Genomic DNA, 21,676 nt, shown 5'->3' on the forward strand with positions numbered 1-21,676 from the left:
CACCCACCGGTCAGGGGCAGGGAAGTAGGCCAAGAAACACGGGGCCAGCGACAACTGACATTTCCGCGCCGGGACGAGCGCAGCGAATCGTTCACTCTCGCCTTGGACGGGCTGCCCGACGAGGCCAATTGCCTCATTGACGTTGTCGGCCTAAGGGCCCGTTACGGTGTGGACATCCACGCCGAGCCCGGCAGCGACCCCCTCGAAGAAGAATTCGAGACGCTGCAATGATCGAGAATCTTCGGTGGCTTCAGCGTAGTGACGGGCGGCCAGTCCAGTATTGAGCCGAGCCCGTCCGGCGTACGCGGGTCCCCACCGCACCGGCGCGATCCAACTGGACTCACAGGCCGGCGAGGTCAGCGTTGGATTCTGACAGCTTTCACGATGTCTTCCACGCGCAGTGTGTGCATGGTGGCCTGCCAGGACTCGGAACGACCGTAATTCCCCGGGTCAAAGATGCTCTCCCAGCCTTGCTCGACGTCGGCCCTCAAATCCGCCGGCCAGTCCGCGATTCCCGCACCCCAGGCTCCTGCGGCCTTGAGCCGGGCCACGAAATCGTCGTACCTTCGATTCATGCGTGCGGTGTAGTCTTCATCGCTTTCGCCCGAGAGCTCGGGGATATGCGGGAACTTGTTCAGGACCGAATGCCAGTGGCCATAGTGGGAGAGCAGCACCCGTTCCCGCGGCACCCTGCAGGTCAGCAGAACCTGCCCGATGGAGTCCCTACAACTGTCCACCAGATCCCGGCGCGTGATCCGGGCCCAAAACCAGAGGGCCCCCTCCCCGGCAGTGGTGAGCCGTGCCGCCATCTGCCGGTAAAGCCAGTCGTAGGCGTCGACAAGAAAAGGATCGACACGGGAAGGATCAGACACGAGCACGCCTGCCGAACAGAGCGCATCGAAAGCTTCCTCGCTCTGAAGGGTGTGGAGAAGCAGTTGGTCGGCGGAAATGTCGTAGCCAATCCGTCCCGGCGGGACGGCATCCGCAGGGCAGGCTTCCCTGATTGGAAAACTCGACACACCTCTATCATCGCTGAGAACACCGACAGCGGTCGCCAATTGTGCAAAGCGCCTTTGCACAATTGACCTATCAGCTGCGAAGGGGTTCGGTGGGACAAAGCCGGACCGTGGGAGCCCGGCAGCAACTCGTTAAGCAGCGATCAGGGTCTAGGCTAGCGGCCATGGAAGACGTCGTCGTCGAGACCGCCGGCGGCCGGAATAACCATGCGACGGTAGGCCGGATGTTCATCCCGACGACTCCCGATACTCGCTGCCGCGGCTTCAGGGATTCGAGACATCCCTTCCAGGCCACGGCCCCTGGACCTTCTCACCAACGGTGATAGTCCCCATTTGCCCCCGGACGACTTCGGATCATTAGACAAGGCGGATTCCCGCAAAGGGAGGAAGCACAGTGGAGAAACCATTCCTGACCAGGGACGACGTCCTTCGCCCAGCGACAAGCCACGGGCGCCCTTCTCGCCGGCGACCCAGGCTTTGATCTGTTCCTCATGCGCGGCCCGGGGGTCCCATGCCTGGCCGTGGCCGTTCGCCCTCACCGGGCGGACCGCGGCCACGACCGCGCCGATGAGGGCATCGTCCACCGCGGCCGCACCGGCCGTGCGCGCAAGCCCGGCGGTCTGGGCCGCGTGCACGTACCGGCGGGCCGTTTTCCGGTCCACCCCGGCACGCTCGGCCGCGGTGCGCAGCCCCGCCCCGCCGAACCAGGCCCGGAGCACTTTCCTGATTTCCATCACGCTGGCCTCCCTGAATCCCAAGCCCTTTGGCCTCCGTGTCGACAACGCTGACACGACGATCAAAGAAGCCCATCCGGGGACCTCCCGCGCAGCGCGCCGGATGGTCCCATGACTGGCAACCCAGGTGGTCCCATGAGAGTGGCAGAAAACCGCCTACACCGGTCCCATGCTCATGGCAGGCGACATATGCTTGCGCCAAGGTTTTCCAAGAGCTTGGTTCGGGTCAGATAGAGACAGTTGTTCCCTGTCGCCAGTAGTCGGCAACAGACTTACGTTCAAGATAGTTGTTCTTGTCGTTTTCGGCGTCAACGATCATTCGCACACTCTGCCCTGTCATGAAGGATTCCAAACCCACTCGAATTGCTGTTTGCGAAAGGAAACGAGAAAACTCGGTGACTGAGTCCACCGCCTGAACCTCGATCGGGTTTCCATGAACGATAGCGTTGCGGGCCCGCTTGCGACGTTCGGCGATAATCTGTGCCTCTTGAGTATATTCATTATGGAGCTCGGCGTAAGCCTGGGTATCGTCGACACTTGCCAATACCCTGGTCACCCACGCCTTGTCGGATTCGACCTTGCACAAATTGGAAATTTCCTTGGCATGATCGGCCACAAAGACCAGCCATGGGGAAGTCGGCCCACTACTGTAGAGCTTTCGCTTGAGCTGATCGCATCTAGCTTGATTCTCGCCGATGCTCATAAGAGACATGGTGGTAGCTCGGTGAACGTCGGCTTCCCACCGCGCAGCAGGCCACCAAGCGATAAGCTCCTCGAAGAAGTCTTCCGGGGCCATCATGGCGTAGGCAGCAATGTGTTGTACGACGCGATCTTCGAGGGGTATCAAGGCCCGATTCTCAACGTCGGTGACCCTCGACGACATCTTCCCCCGTGAATACGGCTGATCGGCCGACGTCTGGGCTTCCAAAGCCGCTTTCAGGTAGATCGGCAAGGTGTTCGTCTCAAGGGCACTGAAGAGACTTGAAGCGTAGTCTTTGATGGCATCCCCAATGGCAATTCGCCCATGCGGATCGTCGATGGCCTTGCGGGTCCCACCGCTCCACGATTGAACCGTCAGGTGCCCATCCTGCAGAATGTAGCATTCAGTCTGGTATGGCCGAGTACCGCCCGACCAATGGGTGCCGACGTCCAGCACGGCTTCAGCGATTCCAGTAGCCAACTCTCGAGCACCGGTAGCCGTTGTTTTTGCCAGATCAACTCGCACAAGGAGTTCAACTGTCGGCTCCTCATCGATTAGTTCGGGATAACGCAGGGAGCTGTTCTCCACGATATGTTCGAGTTCTGCCTTGAACGGAAAGTCGGGGCCATCAGGCCGGGCATTAGGAATGTACCAAGCAGCGTCCATGAATGCGACTCTGCCGCCACCCATCGGCTCAGTCAGCCTGACCCCGCGATATCCAAGCCAGACGACAATGTCCTCGATTTTTGCCGGTTCGAGCAACAATTTTTCGGCAAACTCCACCCGTTTATCCGGCGGCAGGAGTTGCTTCGTCCCGTCTTCGACGGGGAGTCCCCGCCCCCCTAGGTCCTGGGCCAGTAGATGAGCCACCCCAGACAGAACGGCATCCGCATCACGGCGGCGTAACTCAAGCTGGGCATGAAGAAGGTCGACCATCTCGCGAAATTCCAAACGGTTTGCGCCCGAACCGCGGGCAACTCCGACGAGATCCGACCATACTGCCTGTATTGCCCCATCAGTTCCAACCAGACCGACTAATTCTTCAGCAGCCTGAAGCAGCTCCGCCCATTCTGCGCTAGTCCGTAGCCCTGTCGGCTGAGCGAGGACTGCTCGACCCGCTGAATTCAAGCTCGTCAAGGCAACAGACAGCCGCGACGATGCCGAATGCAGATACCGTCCTGTGTGGGCCCCCAACGCATCAAGAGATTGCTGCAGATCAGCCGCCAAGGATCCCCGGTTTTGAGCCTTCCGCCATGCGTCCTCCCCGCTAGCAAGATTCACCCATTCGATAATCTCCCTCGCACAGGTAGTCAATGGAAGTACCGAAACCGAGACATATCGTCGGTCCAAGGATGACACCAAAGACCTAATCCAGGTCGGTTCCTCTTCTGGCCAATCCAAACGAACATTGTGATCAATAAGCACACGACCCCCACTTTCGACTAGTAACACAATCATCACACCACGCTGATTCAACCACCCGAACAGCCAGCTAGTTCGGAGCGGCGCCAGCTCGGCGGGGACTGCACCTTGTCCCTGGAGATGTCCGTGGGCCGCTGGGTCATCCCCGGCCTTCGCGAAAACCTCCGACTCGACGTTCGCGACCTGGCATTGCTGCCCTTCCGGGCTGTCGCTCTGTTGTGCTTCTTGGTCGATCATTCCTGGATGCACGGAACGACCGGTGAAACCCCAGTTACGGATATGGGTGGAGTAGACCCGAGTCCAGACGTCCAGTGCAACGACTTGTGTCTGAGGTGCACGATGATCACGCAGCGGAGATGCTGCGGCGCATGATGCGATTGGCAGTACGCGCGTTGATGCCCTTCCAATGCAGAGTCGCTCGTGACGTGCCTCTAGATGATCGGCGGTGCTATCGATACATGACACCCCGCCCGACGCGTCCGGGGGATTTGCTTGCCAGAAACGCAAAGCACGAGGCGCTTCTATACGGCCGGATCGTATTTATCCCGTACTCGGCACAGTCATGCCGTCCCGGTTAATCCAGCGTCGTTCATGCGGTACGGCGCTGTGGGCTGGTTACAGGGTCTCCAAGTCGCGGGCATGGACCCAAAGACCGAGACGGGAGAACTCCTCCGGCGTCCCAGCCCTGATCCTTGCAATCCACTGCTCGGACGGAGCCGGCAGGATCGTGACGACCCATTCCTCTGCCAGAGGCTCGGGCATCGTCCAGGGAGGCCGCGGAATTCCGAGGCGGTCGCATTCGCGCCCAACGACCGCTGCAAGCAGAGTGTCCCACCGGGTCGACCCGGTGGACTCGGGAGGCACCAGAAAATCCGAACGGTTTTCCGGATGCGTGTCACGGAAGTCAGCTAATGCCGAGGTCATGACCCGGAACGCGAACTCCAGGTCACCGCGAGCGAGCTCGCTCCTCATGATCGCAGCCGTCTTTCTCGAACTAAGCCGGTGTTCGTCATTCATGGCTGAGTATTTGAAGGTTTGGAAGCCACTCGATATTGCCTTTCGGGGCCATTGATATTGCCGGTGGGGGCCAGTGGCCGAGGTTGTGGGGGCCACGGGTCCCCACCGACGTTTTCTTACTGCTTCATGCTGGCGTGTTGGCGCATGTTGTGGTTGCCGGTATCGACCCAGATGGTGTTGTGCACGATGCGGTCCATGATCGCATCGGCGTGGACCCCGGAGCCGAGCCGCTGGTGCCAGTCTTTCTTGGCGTACTGGGTGCAGAACACGGTTGATGCTGTGTCGTACCGGCGCTCCAGCAGTTCCAACAGCATGCTGCGCATGCCCTCGTCGGGGTGGTCAAGAAGCCATTCGTCGATCACGAGCAGGGTGAAGGCCGCGTACTTGTTCAGGAATTTGGTTTGTCCCTGTGGCTTGTCTTTTGCCAGCGCCCAGGCTTCCTCAAGGTCGGGCATGCGGACGTAGTGGGCCCGGATCCGGTGCTGGCAGGCCTGCTTCGCCAGCGCGCACCCCAGGTAGGACTTCCCGGATCCGGTGAATCCTTGAAACACGACGTTCTGCTGCCGTTCGATGAACGAACAGGTGCCGAGCTGGGGGATCACGTTCCGGTCCAGACCCCGCTCGTCCACGAGGTCGAGCCGGCGCAGATCCGCGCCGGGGTAGCGTAGCCCGGCCCGCCGGATCAGTCCCTCAACCTTGGCGTGGTTGAACCCGGAGTGGGCCTCGTCGACGACCAACCGGAGCCGTTCCTCGAAGGCCATGCCGAGCACGAGCGTCTCGTCCTGGGCCTCGAGCGCCTCCAGCATCGGGGCGGCACCCATCTCGCGGAGCTTGCGTTTGGTTTCGATATCGATCCCGCTCATTTGGCACCACCTGCGTAGTATTCGGCGCCGCGGACGTATCCGCCGTGTTCGGCCGGTTCATCCCGTGGTGGCCTGAGTCCGGCGGCTTTGTCCTGCTCTGTGGCCAGGATCGGCTGCAGATGCGCATACCGCGGGGACCGCACACGCCCTGCCAACGCAAGCCGGCAGGCTGCCTCGAGGCGTTCGGCCGAGTAGCGCCGGGAGAGCCGCAACACGGCCAGTGCTGCGTCCAGGCCCTGCTCGTCGACCGGGACGGACTCGAAGATCCGGTTGACCACGGTCACCGCTGCCGGGCCGATCCGTCCGGCCCACTCCCGCACCCGGGGCGGGTCCCATTGCCGGTACTTCTCGCCGGCGGGCAGGTCGGCGTCGTTGGTGCGGTACTCGTTGGCCGCGCCCTCGGGCAGCAGCAGGTGGCTGGTCAGCCGTTCGGTGCCCCGGTAGGCCTGAATCACCCGATCGGTGATCCGCAGGTCCACCTTGGTGCCGATATTGGCAAAGGGCACCGAATAGTAGTTCCTCTCCCAGACCACGTGCCCGTTCCGGGCTACCCGGCGCCCGTAGGCCCACCTGCTGATCTCGTAGGCCGCCGCCGGCAACCCTGTCAGCAGCGGCTGTTCCTCGGCTGCGAACACGCTGGCCCTGGACCCGGGCCGCTTCTGGAACGGCTCCGCGTTGTAGGCCGCCACCCGCTCGATGATGGCGGCCCGGAGGTCCGGCAACGAGGTGAATTGCCGCTGACGCAGCCCGGCGATGATCCAGGTAGCCACGTGGGCGACCGTGTTTTCCACGCTGGCCTTATCCTTCTTATCCCGAATTCGGAATAAGAAGGACTATCCCGAGGATTCCGTTATCCCGAGTCGTTGCTGTCATGCGCCTGTGGGAGCGGCGTCAGGCTGTCATTCCTCGGGATAACTATTTGAGTCCGGCGAGCTGGAGGATGATGTCGTCGTTTCCTTTCCAGATGGGGGCGAGGTCGGGTGTGGTGCTGGCTGCTTTCTGGATTGCCACGCGGACCATCTGGTTGTCTGCTGATGCGTAGATGCTGGTGGTGGTGATGTTGGCGTGGCCGAGGAATTCCTTGATGTGGGGCAGGGGCACGCCGGCGCGTAGCATCTGCATTGCGCGGGCGTGCCGAAGCTGATGAGCATGGATCCTCCGCTCCGGAAGATCCTGACAGTGGCCCCGTGCGGCTGTGGCGTGCTTGTTCAGCAGGTAGGTGATGTTGTCCTGGCTCATCGGGTGGCGTTGCCCTGACCGGATTGTATAGAAGAAGGGTGCCTCCGGTTCGGGCGTGCCGGGGTGGAACACGCCCACGTATTGGTCGAGGTGGCGGCAGGTCTTGTCCATGATGGGGACAGTTCTGCCTTTCCGGCCTTTCCCCGTGAGTGTCACGCGGCCGCGGCCGGGGGTGGTGTCGATGTCTGCCGGCGTCAGGTCGAGGATTTCCTGGATGCGCGCGGCGGCATCGAAGATGAGCAGGATGATCGTGGTGTCCCTGAGACCATGGCTGGTGTGTTGTCCTGGTGCTCGGATCAGTGCCTCGACGGCGGGCATAGTCAGTGCGTCGGGTGCATGGGCCGGTGCACGGGCTGGCCGGATTTGTTTGACGTCCAGCCAGATCGAGACGAGCGACGGGTCCTCTGCGGCGCAGTAGGAGAGGAAGGACTTGATTGCGGCCAGCCGCTGGTTGGCTGACGAGGGCGCCAGGTTCTTGGGCTCGAGCAGCCAGGTGGTGAACCCGGTGATGGTGGCGTGGTTGATGGCGTCGAAGGTGATCTCGGCCAGATCCAGGTGCCGTGTTTCGCGAAGATAGGCCAGCAGCGTGTTCAGCGCGGTCTTGTAGGAGCGGATGGTGTGCGGGCTGAGCCTGCGTGCTCGGGGAAGGTGGACGGTCAGCCAGGCGCGGACGAGTCGGAAGAAATCATCAGAAGTCATGGGATGCCTCCGGGAGAATGGATTCGATATCGGTGTTGGCGAGCCTGCGCAGGTCGGGGTGGAAATCGGCGGCGAGGTGGAAGTAGTACTAGGTGTCCGCGGTGTTGCTGTGCCCTAGGTGCAGACTCAGGTAGGCAACCAGAACCTCCGGGTCACGGCCTGCGAGTACCCATCGGTTGATGTTCTCGATCACGTGGGCGTGGCGCAGGTCGTAGGGACGCGGCGGTGAGCCGATGCTGGCCACGACGGCAGGGCCGGCGGCGGCCAAGAGCTCGTCAAACCAGCAATTGAGGGTTGACGGACTGTAGAAACGCCCCCATTGGTTGGGGAAGAAAGCCGTCCGGTCTGGGTGAAAGGCACTGATTGCGGCGTCGTAGCTCCGGCAGTACTCGTGCAGATCGGGCGACATAAACACGATGCGGTCCTTGTGCCCTTTGGACTCACGAATGCTGACGGTGCCCCGGGTCAGATCGACGTCATTTCGGTGCAGTCTCTTGGCTTCGCCAGGTCGTAGGCCTAGGCAGTAGATCATGCGGAAGATCGCAGGGACGAGCAGCTGGCGTTGCCCGCCATAGGGCGAAACCGGAATTTCGTCGGCCGCATCAAAGATCGCTCGTAACTGCTCGTGCGAGAAAATGTGAGGGCTGTAGTGGATCTGCCTGCCCGGGATTCCCGACGGGATGACATACGCGGGGACGCCGACACTGCTCATGTGTTTGGCGAGCTGTCTGACCGGGGTGATCCGTCTCATCTGGCCGTTGACGTGCTCACCGGGCCGGGCAACAGCCCAGGTCATAGCCATTTCCCGGGTCAGCGTTGTCTGCCTGGGGTAATCGCGGGCACACAGCGCGTCGAAAGCACGCAGGTGCCGCTCGGACGCTAGATAGGGCAGCCCCAGAGCGTGCTTGACGTCGAGTAGAGCCTGGATATGGGCGGCCAGGCCGCTGACGAGAGTGTTCATAGCCGGGCCCATCTTGGCTGAATGCCGGCGAAATCGAGACAGCACTCCCGCATGCGCTTCTCGTCGGCGGCGAGATAATGCTTTGCCGAGTCGATTCCTCGGTGACCGAGTGCACCGGAGATCACCGGAAGGCTCGTGTCGCCCTCGAGCATCCTGGTCGCGAACGAGGCTCGTAGCACCCGAAAGCCCTGACCCTTGCCGTTTCGCGGAGATGTCTCGGTGCGGGCGAACGCGCCCGCGGTCACGTTATAAAAGCACGACGAAGTCGACAGGCCAACGTGGGGTGCCTGGGACCGCAGGAACACATGGTCGTCGGCGACACCGCCAGGCCTGCCGTGCAGGAGATAGTCAGCGATCGCTTCACCGACATCAGCCAGGAGCGGCAATGTCAGCACGGCCCCCGTTTTGTGCTGAGTCAGGGTGATCTGTCCCTGCGCCCAATCGATGTCCTGCAAACGCAAATTCACAATGTCGACAGGCCGCAGGCCCGTCCTGGCCGCCAACAGCAGCACCGCCTTGTCCCGGCGGCCTGTCGAGGTGGCCATGTTGGTTGAATTCGTCAGGGCATCAACATCGCAAGACGTCAGCACATCCACGGACGTGAGGCGCCTCGAAACCTGCCGAGGGACTGCTTGAACCAGGCCAGTGCAGCAGCCGGATTCCTCAAGAAAGCGACACAACACCCGCACCGCACTGACGACCGTTCTCATGCTGCCGGGCTGATAGCGGCCGCCGAGGAAGATCGCCGCCGCCGCAACATCCGTGCCAGACAGCGCCCGAGCGTTTGTCACACCTCGTTCAGGCAGCCACGCCAAAATCGTGCGGCTCACCGTGGCATAGAGTTCCCTCGTGGCGACGGCCAGGCGCTGGCTTTCCAACCACGCCTCGAACTGTTCCTGAACTGGACGAAACACCGGATCGAGCGCATCATTCGGATGCGTCGGACGAGACAGCGCCCATCGGTAAGAACCTGTCCGTGCCACCTCAACGAGCACCAGGGTCGACTTACGCAGCAGCTTGCGCTTCCACTCCTTGATCCGGCCCTCCCGGCGCTCTGCAGCCACGGCCTGCAGATACAAGGCAACGACGTCCTCCGTGAACTCGTCAACGCCCTCGCGGGAACAGAACTTCTCAAACTGGGACCACGCCCACCGATACTGCATGTCAGTCGACGGCGCATGCCCAAGGCCACTGATTGCAGCATCCGCCTGCACGATCAGCCCAGCGATAGAAACGTTCATTTCTTGCTCACCTCCAAGTGAAAATCAATAGAGATGAGTCAACGAAAACACGCGATGGTTATCCCGAGGAATGACAGCCTGACGCCGCTCCCACAGGCACAACGCGACGACTACTCGGGATAACGGAATCCTCGGGATAGTCCTTCGGTGCTCTGATACGTCCGGGCAGCACCGCCGCTGAATAGTGCGCCGCCATCTCGCGGTAAGCGTCGTTGAGCACGACCTCGCCCTCGCGGGGATGCTTGATGACCCCGGTCTTCAGATTGTCCGGCACGATCCGCGGCACCGAACCGGTGAACGCCTCGAACATCGCCACGTGAGCCCGCAACCAGGTGTCCTGCTTCATGTCCAGGGCGGGTTCGACGAACGCATACCGGCTGAAAGGCAGGCATGCCACGAACAGATACACGGTCCTGGCCTTGCCCGTGATCGGATCGGCCAACTGCATCGTGGGCCCCGACCAGTCGACCTCCACCGTCTGCCCGGCCTTGTGCCCGACCCGGGATGCCGCCCCCGTTACCAACACATGCCGCTGGTAGGTCCTGCAGAACCGGTCATAGCCCATCATCGGCTCACCGGCAGCGGCGCATGAATCGGCATACTCGCCATGCAGCAGCTTCAGCGTCACCCCGACCCGGGCCATCTCCCGGTGGACCTGGTCCCAGTCCGGCTGCGCGAACACGCTTTGATGCTCACCACGCCCCGGGAACAACCGGACATACACCTCGCGATCCGAGCTGTCGGCGATATCGTCCCAAACCACACCGGCCGCATCGGCAGCCTCCAGCACCGCCGTGATGCTCTTCCGCGACATTCCCTGCGATGCCGCGATCGCCCGGCCTGACAAGCCCTCGGCGCGCAACTGCAACACGAGCTTCGCCCTGATCTTCCGTACCATTGATGATTACTCCTTCCGCCGTGCGCCCTATACACACGACGGAAGGAGCCTAAACTCGGTGGCCCCCAAGCACGCCACTACCGGCACCCAAGGCCGCTACTGCGCGCTCTGCCCGCTGGCCCCCAAACACACGAAAGATGGACCCCAACAGCGCGAATATTCACATGGCCATAACCGCCAAGATATCTGGGCCTGCTAGAACCCAGCAAGGCACCGCCGTCCGCGCCTCGGCCAGTTAGGACGCGACCCAGCACAACAGCGCTTTGCCGTCGTTCGCAGATCATCCATTTATGGTTAGGCGGACACGGCCATGACGAACGGATCCGATGGCACCGGCGCACCATTCTCCCGTTCGGCACTGGTACCGCCGTTCACCACGGACAACCGCTGGACCTACGTTGTTGTCCACCGCCTTCGAAACCGAAGCCGAACTCAATCTTCACCAGCTGCTCGCGGCTGTGATCAGCAAGTACGCTCCTGGTACCTGCGCTGAGATTAGCCGGACCGATTACGACCGACGCTACGAACTCAAGTTGACTGATGGCGCTAGCGGCAAGGTGATTTTATCCAATAAAATCACGCCTGAGTGGGGTCCTGAAGGATCGGGGGCTGAAGAATGAACGAAATAATTTCCGCTCCTTAAGTGGCTCCCCCGGAAGGAGTCCCTGATCCACGCTTGGTCGACATGAAACCCGAAGGAGATGGGCCAGACCCTTAGTTCCTCCAGGAATTGCGCGGATGGTGGACGGCAGACGGGGAATACCCCCACGTTTCGGACAACCGACGAACGCGCGTGGTCGGCGTCGGCGGACACTCGCAGTTCGGGAGGTTTGACTCCTCAGTCGTCTAACCGGGCACCCTCTTCGGGCAACTGCTCAGCGGAGAAGAATACTAGGTCATTTCCTCAGGGAGTTATCAAGCGAAACCACATTCGTACCCTCAGCGACCTGGCCCCGGACGTCGAGCCGATGGGCAGCACGGGATGCGGCAAGTTCGCCTTCGAGACGAGAAACATGCCTTTGAAGGGCCCCCAGCTGCTCAATGAGTAAAGCATTCTCCGCAACCAATCGTTCGTTCGTCGAACGGAGCTCGATATGCTCCTCTGGGTCCACAAATGACGATCGCGAAAGCTGCGCGCCGAGCCAAAGTTGGCGCTGTCGCTCGTGATCTCGGAGCAGAGTTCTAGCTCCAGATAACTCACTTTTCAGTTTTCTGACTTGATCGAAGAGTGCTACTCGGTCCGCGCGGAGTCCTTGGGCCATGTGTGTTTCGGCAACGGGACGGGCCCTTTTTTGGTCCTTGGAGTGTTTGGCCGCTTGGGTGACGGCCGCGTGCAAGTGGCTGTGGCTGTGAATGAATTCCCTGGAAACCTTGGCCTTGCGACTAACTGCTGAAATAGTGATGTCGCCATCGCTTTCCATGAGGTCCCGGATGGCTCGGAGGACACTTTCTTGCTTCCTGCGAGACTCTTCCGCCCTGTAACGTAAAAGCCCTTCGGGAGCGTCTCTATTTTCCGTCATCAGCTGCCTTCCTTAGCAGTTCGCGAACGTCGATATTGCGGGAGGCAGTGGCTCTGCGACGGGTCTCGGCCATTCGATCTAGAGCATCAGCGATTGCCCTCCTCTCATCCTCAGGGAGGCCTGCAACATACTCGTCGATGCCGTCGATGATCGTTGTGGCATTTTGAGCTCGGGCAGCATAGTGGTCAAGCATGTGCTGAGGGGCGTCAATAACACGCGCGCGCTCCAATTTCACCCGCAGATAGTCTCTCTTGGCGACCATTCCGTCTCGTTCCAACGGATCTACAAGAAAAAACGGGCATGACTCGCAAGAGTGCTCCAGGGCGCAGGAATGGCCACTGGCCGCCACATTCTGTGGCTCACTGCAATGGCCAAGGGTCACAGCAATCTTCCCGAAGCCGTCTCGCTCTCGATCCACCTCTACGGCCTTGCCGTGCAGATTCAGTCGCCGCGGCGCGATGCTCTCGAGCGCCTTCTTTCGACGTTTTGCGGTCACCTGATAGTAGACCATGGTCGTCGTGAAGCTTTTGTGGCCCATGTAGTCCTGTAGCACATCCGGCGGGGTGGTGGACCGCCCTTCCTCGTCTGTTGCATCAGCCAAGCGCTGCGCGAAAGCGTGCCGAAAAGAATAGGGATCTATCGTCGACAAGTCGAAGTAGATGAGGTTGCCTTCGGCACCCTCGACCGGAGCGCTATATGGAGAGTGCAGCGCCACAAGCCTGGTCAGCTCATTGACTCGGTCAGCCAAGAAATTCGAGCGGTAAGGACGGTCACCGCTGCTGTAGCTCAGAGAGGGGAACAACCATTTCGACTGCCCTCCGTGCTCACGTTTGATTTCCTGCCATTGACGGATAACATCATGAGTCTCTTGATGGATTGGTAATCGCTTTCCACGTGCATAGGGGGCCTTGCCTTGCTGCCATTCTAAGTACGGGGAGCCTTGGCTGTCGTAGCTGATGCAGTCATCTAGCAGCCGAAGTGTTTCACCAGTCCGGCGGCCGCACCGTTCGTGGACGAAGATCATGACCCGCGCCTCGGCCGTGGAATACTCATCGCGCCGTTCGAGGAGATGCAGGTGATCCATGACCCAGTCGACAATTGGTTGCGGCACGAATCTGAAAGGCTCATCAGGATTCGGATCTGCTTCGTCTGGATTCCGGCGCGCTCTATGGCGCTCAGGATCGACTGAGAACTGAGCGGGAATACTCCTCCAAAGTTCCTGAAGACCCTCTTCAGCTCGGGCGAATTGGATAATCCGAGCAATCGCGCCGATGTAGCGACGCTGCGTTTTTTGTGCTGGCCAGCGTTCTCGGATCGCGTCTATGATCGCGCTCATGTCGCCAGTCCCGAGGGCCTGTGGTGGTGTCCTTCTCGACGCGAGCACTTCGTCGGCAAAATTCCAAGCGCCAGCAACGAGGGCCAGGGTCGAAGGTCCGCGGGGCGTTGCCTTCGCCCACGCCATAAACGCTTGGAATATCCATTCATGCCGGACTGATCGGAGGTCCAAGACATGGTCTCCGATGGACTGGTTTGTGTTAGTGAGTGGCAGGTCCTTCAGATAAATCAGACGCGGATCTCGGTCATCAACTCCGGACCATTTCCGGTATTCCTCATCTATCAGACGCTGCAACTCGACAAGCATCCCAGACATATTTTCGTCCGTCGTAGTCCGCCCAAGACGCGTCTCGCCTACAACAGTGCTTCGACCGCTGCTGCGCAGCCATTGATATGTCGAACGAATATCAGCCGCGGACAGGTGGGCGCGGCCCTTCAAGTCTCGTTGCTGTACTGCGAACAGGTATTCCGAGCGCAAAGGCTCCTTTAATAAGCCGAACGGAGTTGCGTAGGCAGCGGCGAACGGTGTCATCGACTTAGGATCCATCAGAGGCTCGAAAACCCGCTCCACCCAACACGCGAGAGATTCGGAGTCGTCCGCTACGTTCTGACTGGTACGCCATCTTCGGTAGCCTGACTGATGATTGTCGCAGAGACCGTTAAGCTGAGTCCGGTCAGACGAGCATGTTGGCAGCACACATCGATCGCCCGGCGGCAGCGGATTCGGATTACGTTCCTGGATCCAGTCTTCCTGTGTGTACGACGACAGATGAGACTTGCGCTTGTGTTTCCGATACAAGAACGAGTGATTCTTGCACAGGCGGTTCGACGAGTGTTGTCGACCGCACCCAAGGACCAAACATCCGAGAGTGGGCTCGAGTCGACGCCGAGGGACCGCGCTCCACGCCTCACGGGTGACACCTTCGGCCTTCGCCATGGCCCATTCCTTACGGCAAGGTGCGCAGTAATTACCTCCTTCGATCAGGAGAAGGCAACCGTTACGGATGCATCTTTTAAGAAATGTCCTGGGATTGGAGGGATCTGGGACCAGCAGAAGTCGTTCAGCGTCGAACTCACCAGGGCGCCAAGATTTCAGAATGCGGTTCCCCAGGTGCTCTGACCAAGTGGCAGCCAGTTCGGGGGCCGGGGCGACTAACGCAGCGGCCAGTCGCGGACGAGCCGCATTCACTTAGCCGAGCCCAAACTTACGGTTCTGGCCGGTATGGACATCAAGGCGGCTTTCTTCGCCTCTTCCAGGCCGTGGGTGTATACCCGAGTCGAATTGATACTGGAATGCCCTAGTATCTCCTGGACCACGTCGAGACTTTGCGCTTGGCAATCGATTCCGCGGACTAGCCGCGTGGCTAGGGTATGTCTGAGAATATGTGGTCCTGACAAGTCGACCCCGATGCTTTTCCCACACCGCTTCATCAAGCTTCGGACGCCGGAATACTTCATCGCGAAGCCGCGCGAGTCGTCGCCGTTGTAGAGGTTGACGAAAACATGCGGAGACATGTCGTGATTACCGAGAACGCTCTCGCGTTCAAGAGCGTAGTCGATGTATTTTTCTACAAGGTCGTCACCAACGAAGAGCATTCGGGCCCCACCTTTTGCTCGGGCTCCGTTCTCTACTGGGTTGTCCAAGCGAACGTGGAAATGTGGATCCACTGTCTTGCAGCCCACTGCTCGTGAGCCACCGCCGAAGTGCAGGTCGGCAGTAAATAGCGAGAGTGCCTCCCCAACTCTTATCCCGGTGAAGTACATGAGATCAATGAGAAACCGGTCGCGCGCCCGTAGGGGCAGGCTCTCGAGATTGAGTCGGGCTTCTGCGTCGTCTATCCATTCGGGGTCTACCGGCTCTGCCACCGCGCGTGATCGAAGTCTCTCGTCGAGGACCCTCCGTCTGGCGCCGTACTCACCACCCGCGGGAGTTCCAGGCGGGAAATACTTGATCTGAGTCATCCTGCTGCCAATGTCGGTAGTCAGCATGCCCTCGGCCTCTGCCCACTCGTAGAGCGAGCGTACCGGCGTCAACCAGAGATCCACCGTCTTGTCTTTGCGGAGCGAAGTAGCACCGTTGGTCTTCGCAAAAGGGCTGACGGCAACTGTCTGACGCCACAGAGCTATATGCGAGAGCGTCACAGCACGCCAGTCGGCAGTTTGAGCCGTCCAGGAGAGGTACCAAGCTGCTCGTGAGCCGTAGTGCTTTACGGTGTTGGCCGATCGCCCGAGGTTCGTCAAAGACTGCAGCCAATATGATGCGGCATGCAGCCGATCGTCCCCATCCACAATCACGAACCGTTCGGGACCGACTTCTCCGGTTAACGCTCGGCTAACTACATACTGGGGATCCTCGATCATGGTGCCTAGGTTACTGACAAGTCATACGAAAGGATGTCAGGCACGCTCTGGCGAGTTGCTTGACCGACAGAAACTGACACTTCTCCGGGGGGGGGCTAGATAACCGACGGCTCGCGGCTCCACGTAGTCATTCCCGACGTCACTCGCCGTCATTGGGCTGTTAATATCCGCAAATTCGTGGTCAAAGCGACCCGGCTCGAGCATCTAGTGGAGCTGGGAACGTTGACGCCCGGGTCAGCCCGGTTCCTGGGAGCTGCGGTGGCCAGCGGACTGAACATTCTCGTCTCAGGAGCCACTCAGTCAGGAAAGACCACAATGCTCAACTGCCTGGCAGCTAGCATCGGCTCCCGGGAGCGGGTCATCACGGTCGAAGAGATCTTTGAACTCCATTTCCCGTTGCGTGACGTCGTTGGCCTCCAGTGCCGCCAGCCAAACCTCGAGGGTCAAGGCGAAATTCCCCTCCGCCGACTCGTCAAAGAGGCTCTTCGCATGCGGCCGGATCGCCTCGTGGTGGGCGAAGTCCGGGAAGCCGAAAGCTTGGACATGCTCATTGCGCTGAATTCGGGCCTGCCGGGCATGTGTACCGTCCATGCGAACTCTGCCCATGACGCCGTGACCAAGATTTGCACGCTGCCGCTGCTAGCCGGAGAGAACATCTCGAGCGCGTTCGTGGTTCCAACCGTGGCATCCTGCATCGACCTGGTGGTCCATTGCAGCCGCCACGCGGACGGACGCCGGCAAGTCACAGAGATCCTTTCGCTGGGTCGCCGCGTGGAGAACGGCATCATTGAGTCGTCCAAGGTATTCGCGATGCAGGACGGCAGGCTCCAACCCACTTCGAATTCTATGCCGGCCGCAGAGAAATTCGGCCGGGCAGGTTTTGACGTCGCCGCGCTCCTGGAGCACTACTGATGGCGCCGCTGCTGGGCGTTCTCTGTGGGCTGGGTGTGTTTCTCATCTGGTGGTCTGCTTGGGAACAACCCCCGCTTGGCGTCAAGGAGCCCAAACCGAAACGCCTTGAGTCTTTGTTGCTCACGGCTGGGATCGACAACGTGAGCGGCGGGGGATTCATCGCATCGTGCCTCGGATTGGGTCTTTTCACCACGCTGGTGATCTACATCATGACAGCGTCCTTTTCGATCGCGGCGTGCTTCGGCCTGTTCGGGGCGTGGCTTCCCTTGGCCGTTGTCAGCTGGCGGGCGCGCAAGCGGACGGCCATGCTCCGGGAGCTCTGGCCCGACGTGGTCGACCATTTGCGCTCGGCAATCCGCGCGGGACTTTCGCTGCCCGAGGCGCTTGTCCAGCTCGGAGACAAGGGCCCAGAAGAGCTGCGGGCCATCTTCCGCGAGTTTGGTGCGGATTACCGTTCCGGCGGCCATTTCGATTCGGCATTGAACAAGTTAAAGGAGCGCTTGGCCGATCCCGTTGCCGACCGGATCATTGAGGCGCTCAGACTGACCCGCGAAGTGGGCGGATCCGATCTCGGTCGACTTCTGGGAACTCTCGCCGAGTTCCTTCGTGAGAGCGCGAGGACCCGCAGTGAGCTTGAGGCACGACAATCATGGACGATCAATGGAGCGCGCCTGGCCGTTGCCGCCCCATGGATCGTCCTGATGCTGCTGGCTAGCAGGCCGGAAGCTGTTGCCGCTTACAACTCCGCGGCCGGAGTCAGCGTGCTTGCAGGCGGATTGGTGGTCTCGGGCTTCTGTTACTGGGTCATGCTGCGCATCGGCGCCCTTCCTGAAGATGAAAGGGTGCTTCGATGACTGCGTTGACTGCCCTGACCGTGTTCTGCGGACTTCTCCTGGGAGCCGGATTATGGCTCATCTTTGTTCGCATGCCATTTATGCGGCCCACTCCCTTCGCGGAGCGCATCGAGCCGCAACTCAGGTCCCAGAACCTTGAATCGCGGCTGCTGTCCACAACCCCGGACATCGCACCGTTCGGCCCTTTGGAGCGCATTCTGCGGCCGGTGTTCCGGGACGCTCTCCGCTATCTGGCGAAGTTCAACCTGGGCACCACGTCCCTCAACAAGAGGCTGGCAAAGGCCGGCTCTGGAAAGTCCGCGCTGGACTTCCGCGCAGAGCAGTTGCTATGGGCAGCGGGTGGCTTTGCCACGGCGGTTGTCGTGGTGGTCATGAGTGCGGCCGGGGGACGGTTCAGTCCGGGGCCTGCGGTCGTCTCGGTCCTGGTTTGTGCGCTGGGTGGGTTTCTTCTCCGCGACTACATGCTGGGGGTGCGGATCAAACGAAGGGAAAGGCGGATGCTGGCGGAATTCCCCAGCGTTGCCGAACTGATGGCCCTCGCGGTGGGCGCGGGGGAGAGCGCCAGCGGTGCCCTCGATCGAGTGTGCCGCACGGCCCGCGGCGAATTGGCGAAGGAGTTTGCCTTGGTATTGGCCGCCACGCGGGCCGGCACGCCCCTGGTCCAAGCCCTGCACGAGTTTTCGGGACGAACCGAGCTCGGCCCGCTAGTTCGGTTCGTGGATGGAATCGTCGTCGCCGTCGAACGCGGTACCCCCTTGGCCGATGTTTTGCGGGCCCAAGCCGCGGACGTCCGCGATTCAGCCAAACGAGAGCTGATGGAAGCGGCTGGTCGCAAAGAAATCGCCATGATGGTGCCACTGGTTTTCGGCGTCCTGCCCCTCACCGTGATCTTCGCCGTCTATCCGGGCCTGGCCGCGCTGGATCTTGGCTTCTGATGCGCGATCTTCAACAAGCCTTTTCACGTCCATCACATTGGCATTTGCCTGAATGCCATAAACAAAGAAACTGCACGGATATTCGCAACGGATTCCTGCACACGGAAATGGGGAAAAATGAAGACACCTGGACACCGAGGCCTGCCCGCTTCAAGACTTTTGCTGTGGCAGCTGTGGACTCTCCTGCCGTCCAGATCAGCGCTTGGAACGACCCCGAACAAAAGTTCGGTCCCCGATGGCGATCATCCCGAGCGAGGCGACGTACCCGGCTGGGTCATGGTCACACTGATGTCCGCCGCACTTGTAGCGGGCCTGCTGGCGCTGGCCGGCCCGGCTCTGGAGGGACTCTTCAACCAGGCCATGAGCAAGGTCGGAAAGTAGTCCATGCCGTTCCGCAACTGGGGAACGGAAGATGGCAGCGGAACCAGTGCCGGCCGCGGCGATGAACGAGGCTCCGCCGTCGTGGATTTTGTGCTGGTCGGGGGTCTGTTGACGGTTTTCTTCCTCGCCGTCATTCAATTGACCCTTGTTTTGCACGTGCGCAATACCCTTATTGATGCGGCCTCGTCCGGAGCCCGTTATGGCACTCTCGCCGACCGGACACCGGCCGATGCACGTGAGCGCACCGCAGAGCTGATCGGAACAGCGCTGAACGCAGACTTTGCCCGGGACATCTCGACGTCGGAGGCTAGTTTCCAGGGGATCCGCACCTTGGAAGTGACAGTCCGGGCACCCTTGCCCGTCATCGGGCTGATAGGACCCGGAGCGGCGCTGGAGGTGAGGGGGCATGCTGCGATTCCCGGTTGATCTTAGCCGCGCCGCGCTTGCCCGCTTCCGGGAGGCGGCCAGCCTGCCACTCGCGGAGGACCCGGAATCTATCGGCCCGCGGTGTGCCTCTGATCGAGGAAGCGCAGTGGTCGAGTTCATCCTGCTGTCCCTCCTGCTCATGGTTCCCATGGTCTATTTCATCGTCACTATTGGACAAGTCCAGGGCGGGTCCTTCGCCGTCGTGGGGGCAGCGGACCAAGCCGCCAAGGTCTATGTCATGCAGAAGGACACCTCCGAGGGGCGCGCCGCCGCTGAACAGGCTGCCCTCCTGACCCTTGCGGATTATGGCCATTCCGCGGGGCAGGCATTTGTGGACGTCGCGTGCGATCGCGGCGATTGCCTGTCTGCAGGAGCCGCGGTCACGATTACAGTCAAGCTCACGGTGCCGTTGCCGATGGTGCCGTTTGGAGATGCCCTGAGCCTGGACGCCGCGAATCTGAGTGCGTCAGCCACGCAAATCGTCGGACGGTTCCGGTGAGGGACTTTCCTGTTAGGCGGGACATGCTGCGGTCCCGTACAACGGATGGGGAAGACGGCCATCTGATGGTCTTGACCATCGGTTATGTGGTGATCGCGTTGTTGCTGGCAACGGTCGTTGCTGCGGCCTCCGCGATCTACATCGAACATAAGAAGCTCCTCTCCATGGCGGACGGAGCTTCGGTGGCAGCTGCGGACAGCTATGCCCTCGGCCACGTAGACACCGGTACTGAAACTCCATCGGCCGTCCTCAACAGCGAGCGGGTGCGCGGGGTTACCGAGTCATACCTCAGCCATAACGGCGCCCATTCACGGTTCGATCAACTTGCCGTCGCACGGGGCACTGGAAGCCCGGACAGCACCACGGCCGAAGTGGTGCTCAGCGCCGTTGCCCATCCGCCCGTGGTCAGCTTTCTGCTTCCCGACGGTGTTCCGATCGAAGCCCGTTCCACTGCGCGTTCCCGGCTGACCCGCTGAGTTCCAAGCGTCACACGTCCGGAACCCGTGCCAAGGCCGCCAACGGATGGCGTACTCTGGAACAACCATGGCTCAGATTGACTTTCCCGCAGAAATCCGCGCGCTTCGCTCCACCTACCGCTCCATCGAACAGGTTTCCGATGTCGAGAAGCTCAAGGAAGAGATCGCAGAACTGAGCGAGCGAGCTGGTGAACCGAACCTCTGGGACGATCCAGCTGCCGCTCAGGTGATTACGTCCAAGTTGTCCCACCGGCAGTCGGAACTTGAACGGTTGAACAGGCTGACGGGCCGCATCGACGATCTTGAGGTTCTTGTCGAGCTCGGCCAGGACGAGGACGACGACGCCTCAATGGTCGAAGCCGCCACGGAACTCGACTCAATCCGCAAGGCCCTCAAGGAACTTGAAGTGGTAACCCTGCTCTCGGGCGAATACGACGAACGCGAAGCCGTCGTCACGATTCGTGCGGGCGCCGGCGGTGTTGATGCGGCGGACTTCGCCGAAATGCTCATGCGCATGTACCTGCGGTGGGCGGAGCGCCATGGCTACCCGACTACCGTCATGGACACCTCGTACGCCGAAGAGGCCGGCCTCAAGTCAGCTACTTTCGAGGTCAAGGCGCCGTACGCGTTCGGTACCCTGAGTGTCGAAGCCGGAACGCACCGACTTGTCCGCATCAGCCCGTTCGACAACCAGGGCCGCCGGCAAACGTCCTTTGCCGCCGTCGAAGTCATCCCGCTCATTGAGCAGACCGACTCGATCGACATTCCGGACAACGAGATCCGCGTCGATGTCTTCCGCTCTTCCGGCCCCGGCGGCCAGTCCGTCAACACGACGGACTCCGCAGTACGGTTGACCCATATCCCCTCAGGGATTGTGGTGTCCATGCAGAACGAGAAGTCCCAGCTGCAGAACCGCGCAGCCGCAATGCGCGTGCTCCAATCGCGGCTCCTCCTCCTGAAAAAGGAGCAGGAGGACGCTGAGAAGAAGGCATTCGCGGGTGACGTAAAGGCATCGTGGGGGGACCAGATGCGTTCGTACGTCCTCAATCCGTACCAGATGGTCAAGGATTTGCGGACTGAACACGAAGTGGGCAACACGTCAGCGGTGTTCGACGGTGACATCGACGACTTCATCGACGCCGGCATTCGCTGGCGCACGGGCAACCGCAACGCCGAAGGATAACGGC

At 60.9% G+C, this 21,676-nt stretch carries 20 protein-coding genes and 3 pseudogenes; 10 read left to right on the forward strand and 13 right to left on the reverse strand.

Translation table 11 applies throughout. The features are described from left to right. Nucleotides 1–102 precede the first annotated feature (102 nt). On the forward strand, nt 103–231 hold the full coding sequence (locus tag NFJ07_RS02820) for a hypothetical protein (protein WP_269992343.1): 129 nt from the start codon (nt 103–105) through the stop codon (nt 229–231). A 125-nt stretch (nt 232–356) separates the two neighbouring features. On the opposite strand, the gene NFJ07_RS02825 is transcribed toward NFJ07_RS02820, so the two are convergent. The 10 genes and pseudogenes from NFJ07_RS02825 to istA all read right to left on the reverse strand — a co-directional run. Next, nucleotides 357–1,019, reverse strand: coding sequence for a DUF3841 domain-containing protein (locus tag NFJ07_RS02825; protein WP_269992345.1), 663 nt, complete (start codon nt 1,017–1,019; stop codon nt 357–359). 152 nt (nt 1,020–1,171) lie between these two features. After that, complete coding sequence (locus NFJ07_RS02830; RefSeq protein WP_269992346.1) at nt 1,172–1,750, reverse strand: hypothetical protein; 579 nt, start codon at nt 1,748–1,750, stop codon at nt 1,172–1,174. Between the two features lie 226 nt (nt 1,751–1,976). Continuing rightward, nucleotides 1,977–4,109, reverse strand: coding sequence for a hypothetical protein (locus NFJ07_RS02835; RefSeq protein ID WP_269992347.1), 2,133 nt, complete (start codon nt 4,107–4,109; stop codon nt 1,977–1,979). A gap of 378 nt (nt 4,110–4,487) precedes the next feature. Beyond that, nucleotides 4,488–4,844, reverse strand: coding sequence for a hypothetical protein (locus NFJ07_RS02840; RefSeq protein ID WP_269992349.1), 357 nt, complete (start codon nt 4,842–4,844; stop codon nt 4,488–4,490). Nucleotides 4,845–5,005: 161 nt separating this feature from the next. After that, on the reverse strand, nt 5,006–5,752 hold the full coding sequence (locus NFJ07_RS02845) for an ATP-binding protein (protein WP_269992351.1): 747 nt from the start codon (nt 5,750–5,752) through the stop codon (nt 5,006–5,008). Then, a pseudogene (locus NFJ07_RS02850) lies at nt 5,749–6,573 on the reverse strand (Mu transposase domain-containing protein); the annotation flags it as partial. The gene NFJ07_RS02845 and the pseudogene NFJ07_RS02850, both read right to left, overlap by 4 nt. Nucleotides 6,574–6,667: 94 nt before the next feature. Continuing rightward, entirely contained in the window at nt 6,668–7,690 is a 1,023-nt protein-coding gene (locus NFJ07_RS02855) for a tyrosine-type recombinase/integrase (protein ID WP_269992354.1), read from the reverse strand. Between the two features lie 88 nt (nt 7,691–7,778). After that, a complete protein-coding gene (locus NFJ07_RS02860; protein ID WP_269992356.1) occupies nt 7,779–8,651 on the reverse strand; it encodes a tyrosine-type recombinase/integrase in 873 nt (290 codons plus the stop codon). Next, on the reverse strand, nt 8,648–9,892 hold the full coding sequence (locus NFJ07_RS02865; RefSeq protein WP_269992358.1) for a tyrosine-type recombinase/integrase: 1,245 nt from the start codon (nt 9,890–9,892) through the stop codon (nt 8,648–8,650). Before NFJ07_RS02865 ends, NFJ07_RS02860 begins: the two co-directional genes overlap by 4 nt. 139 nt (nt 9,893–10,031) lie before the next feature. Beyond that, nucleotides 10,032–10,790, reverse strand: a pseudogene (istA, locus tag NFJ07_RS02870) (IS21 family transposase); the annotation flags it as partial. 401 nt (nt 10,791–11,191) lie between these two features. Between istA and NFJ07_RS02875 the strand changes: the two are divergent. After that, a complete protein-coding gene (locus tag NFJ07_RS02875; RefSeq protein ID WP_269992360.1) occupies nt 11,192–11,410 on the forward strand; it encodes a hypothetical protein in 219 nt (72 codons plus the stop codon). A 276-nt stretch (nt 11,411–11,686) separates the two neighbouring features. Here NFJ07_RS02875 and NFJ07_RS02880 read toward each other — a convergent pair whose 3' ends face one another. The 3 genes from NFJ07_RS02880 to NFJ07_RS02890 form a co-directional block, all read right to left on the reverse strand. Continuing rightward, nucleotides 11,687–12,310 carry a DUF6262 family protein gene (locus NFJ07_RS02880; protein ID WP_269992361.1) on the reverse strand — a complete coding sequence of 208 codons (624 nt, stop codon included), beginning with the start codon at nt 12,308–12,310 and terminating at the stop codon, nt 11,687–11,689. Further along, a complete protein-coding gene (locus tag NFJ07_RS02885; RefSeq protein ID WP_269992363.1) occupies nt 12,297–14,177 on the reverse strand; it encodes a tyrosine-type recombinase/integrase in 1,881 nt (626 codons plus the stop codon). Before NFJ07_RS02885 ends, NFJ07_RS02880 begins: the two co-directional genes overlap by 14 nt. Nucleotides 14,178–14,830: 653 nt before the next feature. After that, complete coding sequence (locus NFJ07_RS02890; protein ID WP_269992364.1) at nt 14,831–16,006, reverse strand: tyrosine-type recombinase/integrase; 1,176 nt, start codon at nt 16,004–16,006, stop codon at nt 14,831–14,833. 99 nt (nt 16,007–16,105) lie between these two features. On the opposite strand from NFJ07_RS02890, the pseudogene NFJ07_RS02895 reads away from it, so the two are divergent. The 8 genes and pseudogenes from NFJ07_RS02895 to prfB form a co-directional block, all read left to right on the forward strand. Beyond that, a pseudogene (locus NFJ07_RS02895) lies at nt 16,106–16,918 on the forward strand (CpaF family protein); the annotation flags it as partial. After that, nucleotides 16,918–17,772 (forward strand): type II secretion system F family protein, encoded by an 855-nt coding sequence (locus NFJ07_RS02900; RefSeq protein ID WP_269992365.1) that lies wholly within the window; start codon nt 16,918–16,920, stop codon nt 17,770–17,772. The pseudogene NFJ07_RS02895 and the gene NFJ07_RS02900, both read left to right, overlap by 1 nt. Beyond that, the gene (locus NFJ07_RS02905) at nt 17,769–18,707 is read left to right on the forward strand and encodes a type II secretion system F family protein (RefSeq protein WP_269992366.1); all 939 of its coding nucleotides are present in this window, start codon (nt 17,769–17,771) and stop codon (nt 18,705–18,707) included. Before NFJ07_RS02900 ends, NFJ07_RS02905 begins: the two co-directional genes overlap by 4 nt. A 117-nt stretch (nt 18,708–18,824) precedes the next feature. Next, nucleotides 18,825–19,088: a hypothetical protein gene (locus NFJ07_RS02910; protein WP_269992368.1), complete on the forward strand. Its 264-nt coding sequence runs from the start codon at nt 18,825–18,827 to the stop codon at nt 19,086–19,088. 3 nt (nt 19,089–19,091) lie between these two features. Continuing rightward, nucleotides 19,092–19,514, forward strand: coding sequence for a TadE family protein (locus NFJ07_RS02915; RefSeq protein ID WP_269992370.1), 423 nt, complete (start codon nt 19,092–19,094; stop codon nt 19,512–19,514). 106 nt (nt 19,515–19,620) lie between these two features. Next, on the forward strand, nt 19,621–20,013 hold the full coding sequence (locus NFJ07_RS02920) for a hypothetical protein (RefSeq protein ID WP_333482030.1): 393 nt from the start codon (nt 19,621–19,623) through the stop codon (nt 20,011–20,013). A 23-nt stretch (nt 20,014–20,036) separates the two neighbouring features. Then, the gene (locus tag NFJ07_RS02925) at nt 20,037–20,489 is read left to right on the forward strand and encodes a hypothetical protein (protein ID WP_269992372.1); all 453 of its coding nucleotides are present in this window, start codon (nt 20,037–20,039) and stop codon (nt 20,487–20,489) included. A 67-nt stretch (nt 20,490–20,556) separates the two neighbouring features. Beyond that, complete coding sequence (gene prfB / locus NFJ07_RS02930) at nt 20,557–21,672, forward strand: peptide chain release factor 2 (protein WP_236811830.1); 1,116 nt, start codon at nt 20,557–20,559, stop codon at nt 21,670–21,672. Nucleotides 21,673–21,676: the final 4 nt, after the last annotated feature.

Origin of the sequence: Arthrobacter sp. B2a2-09 (genome assembly GCF_027587375.1) — a bacterium.
Lineage (GTDB): Bacteria > Actinomycetota > Actinomycetes > Actinomycetales > Micrococcaceae > Arthrobacter.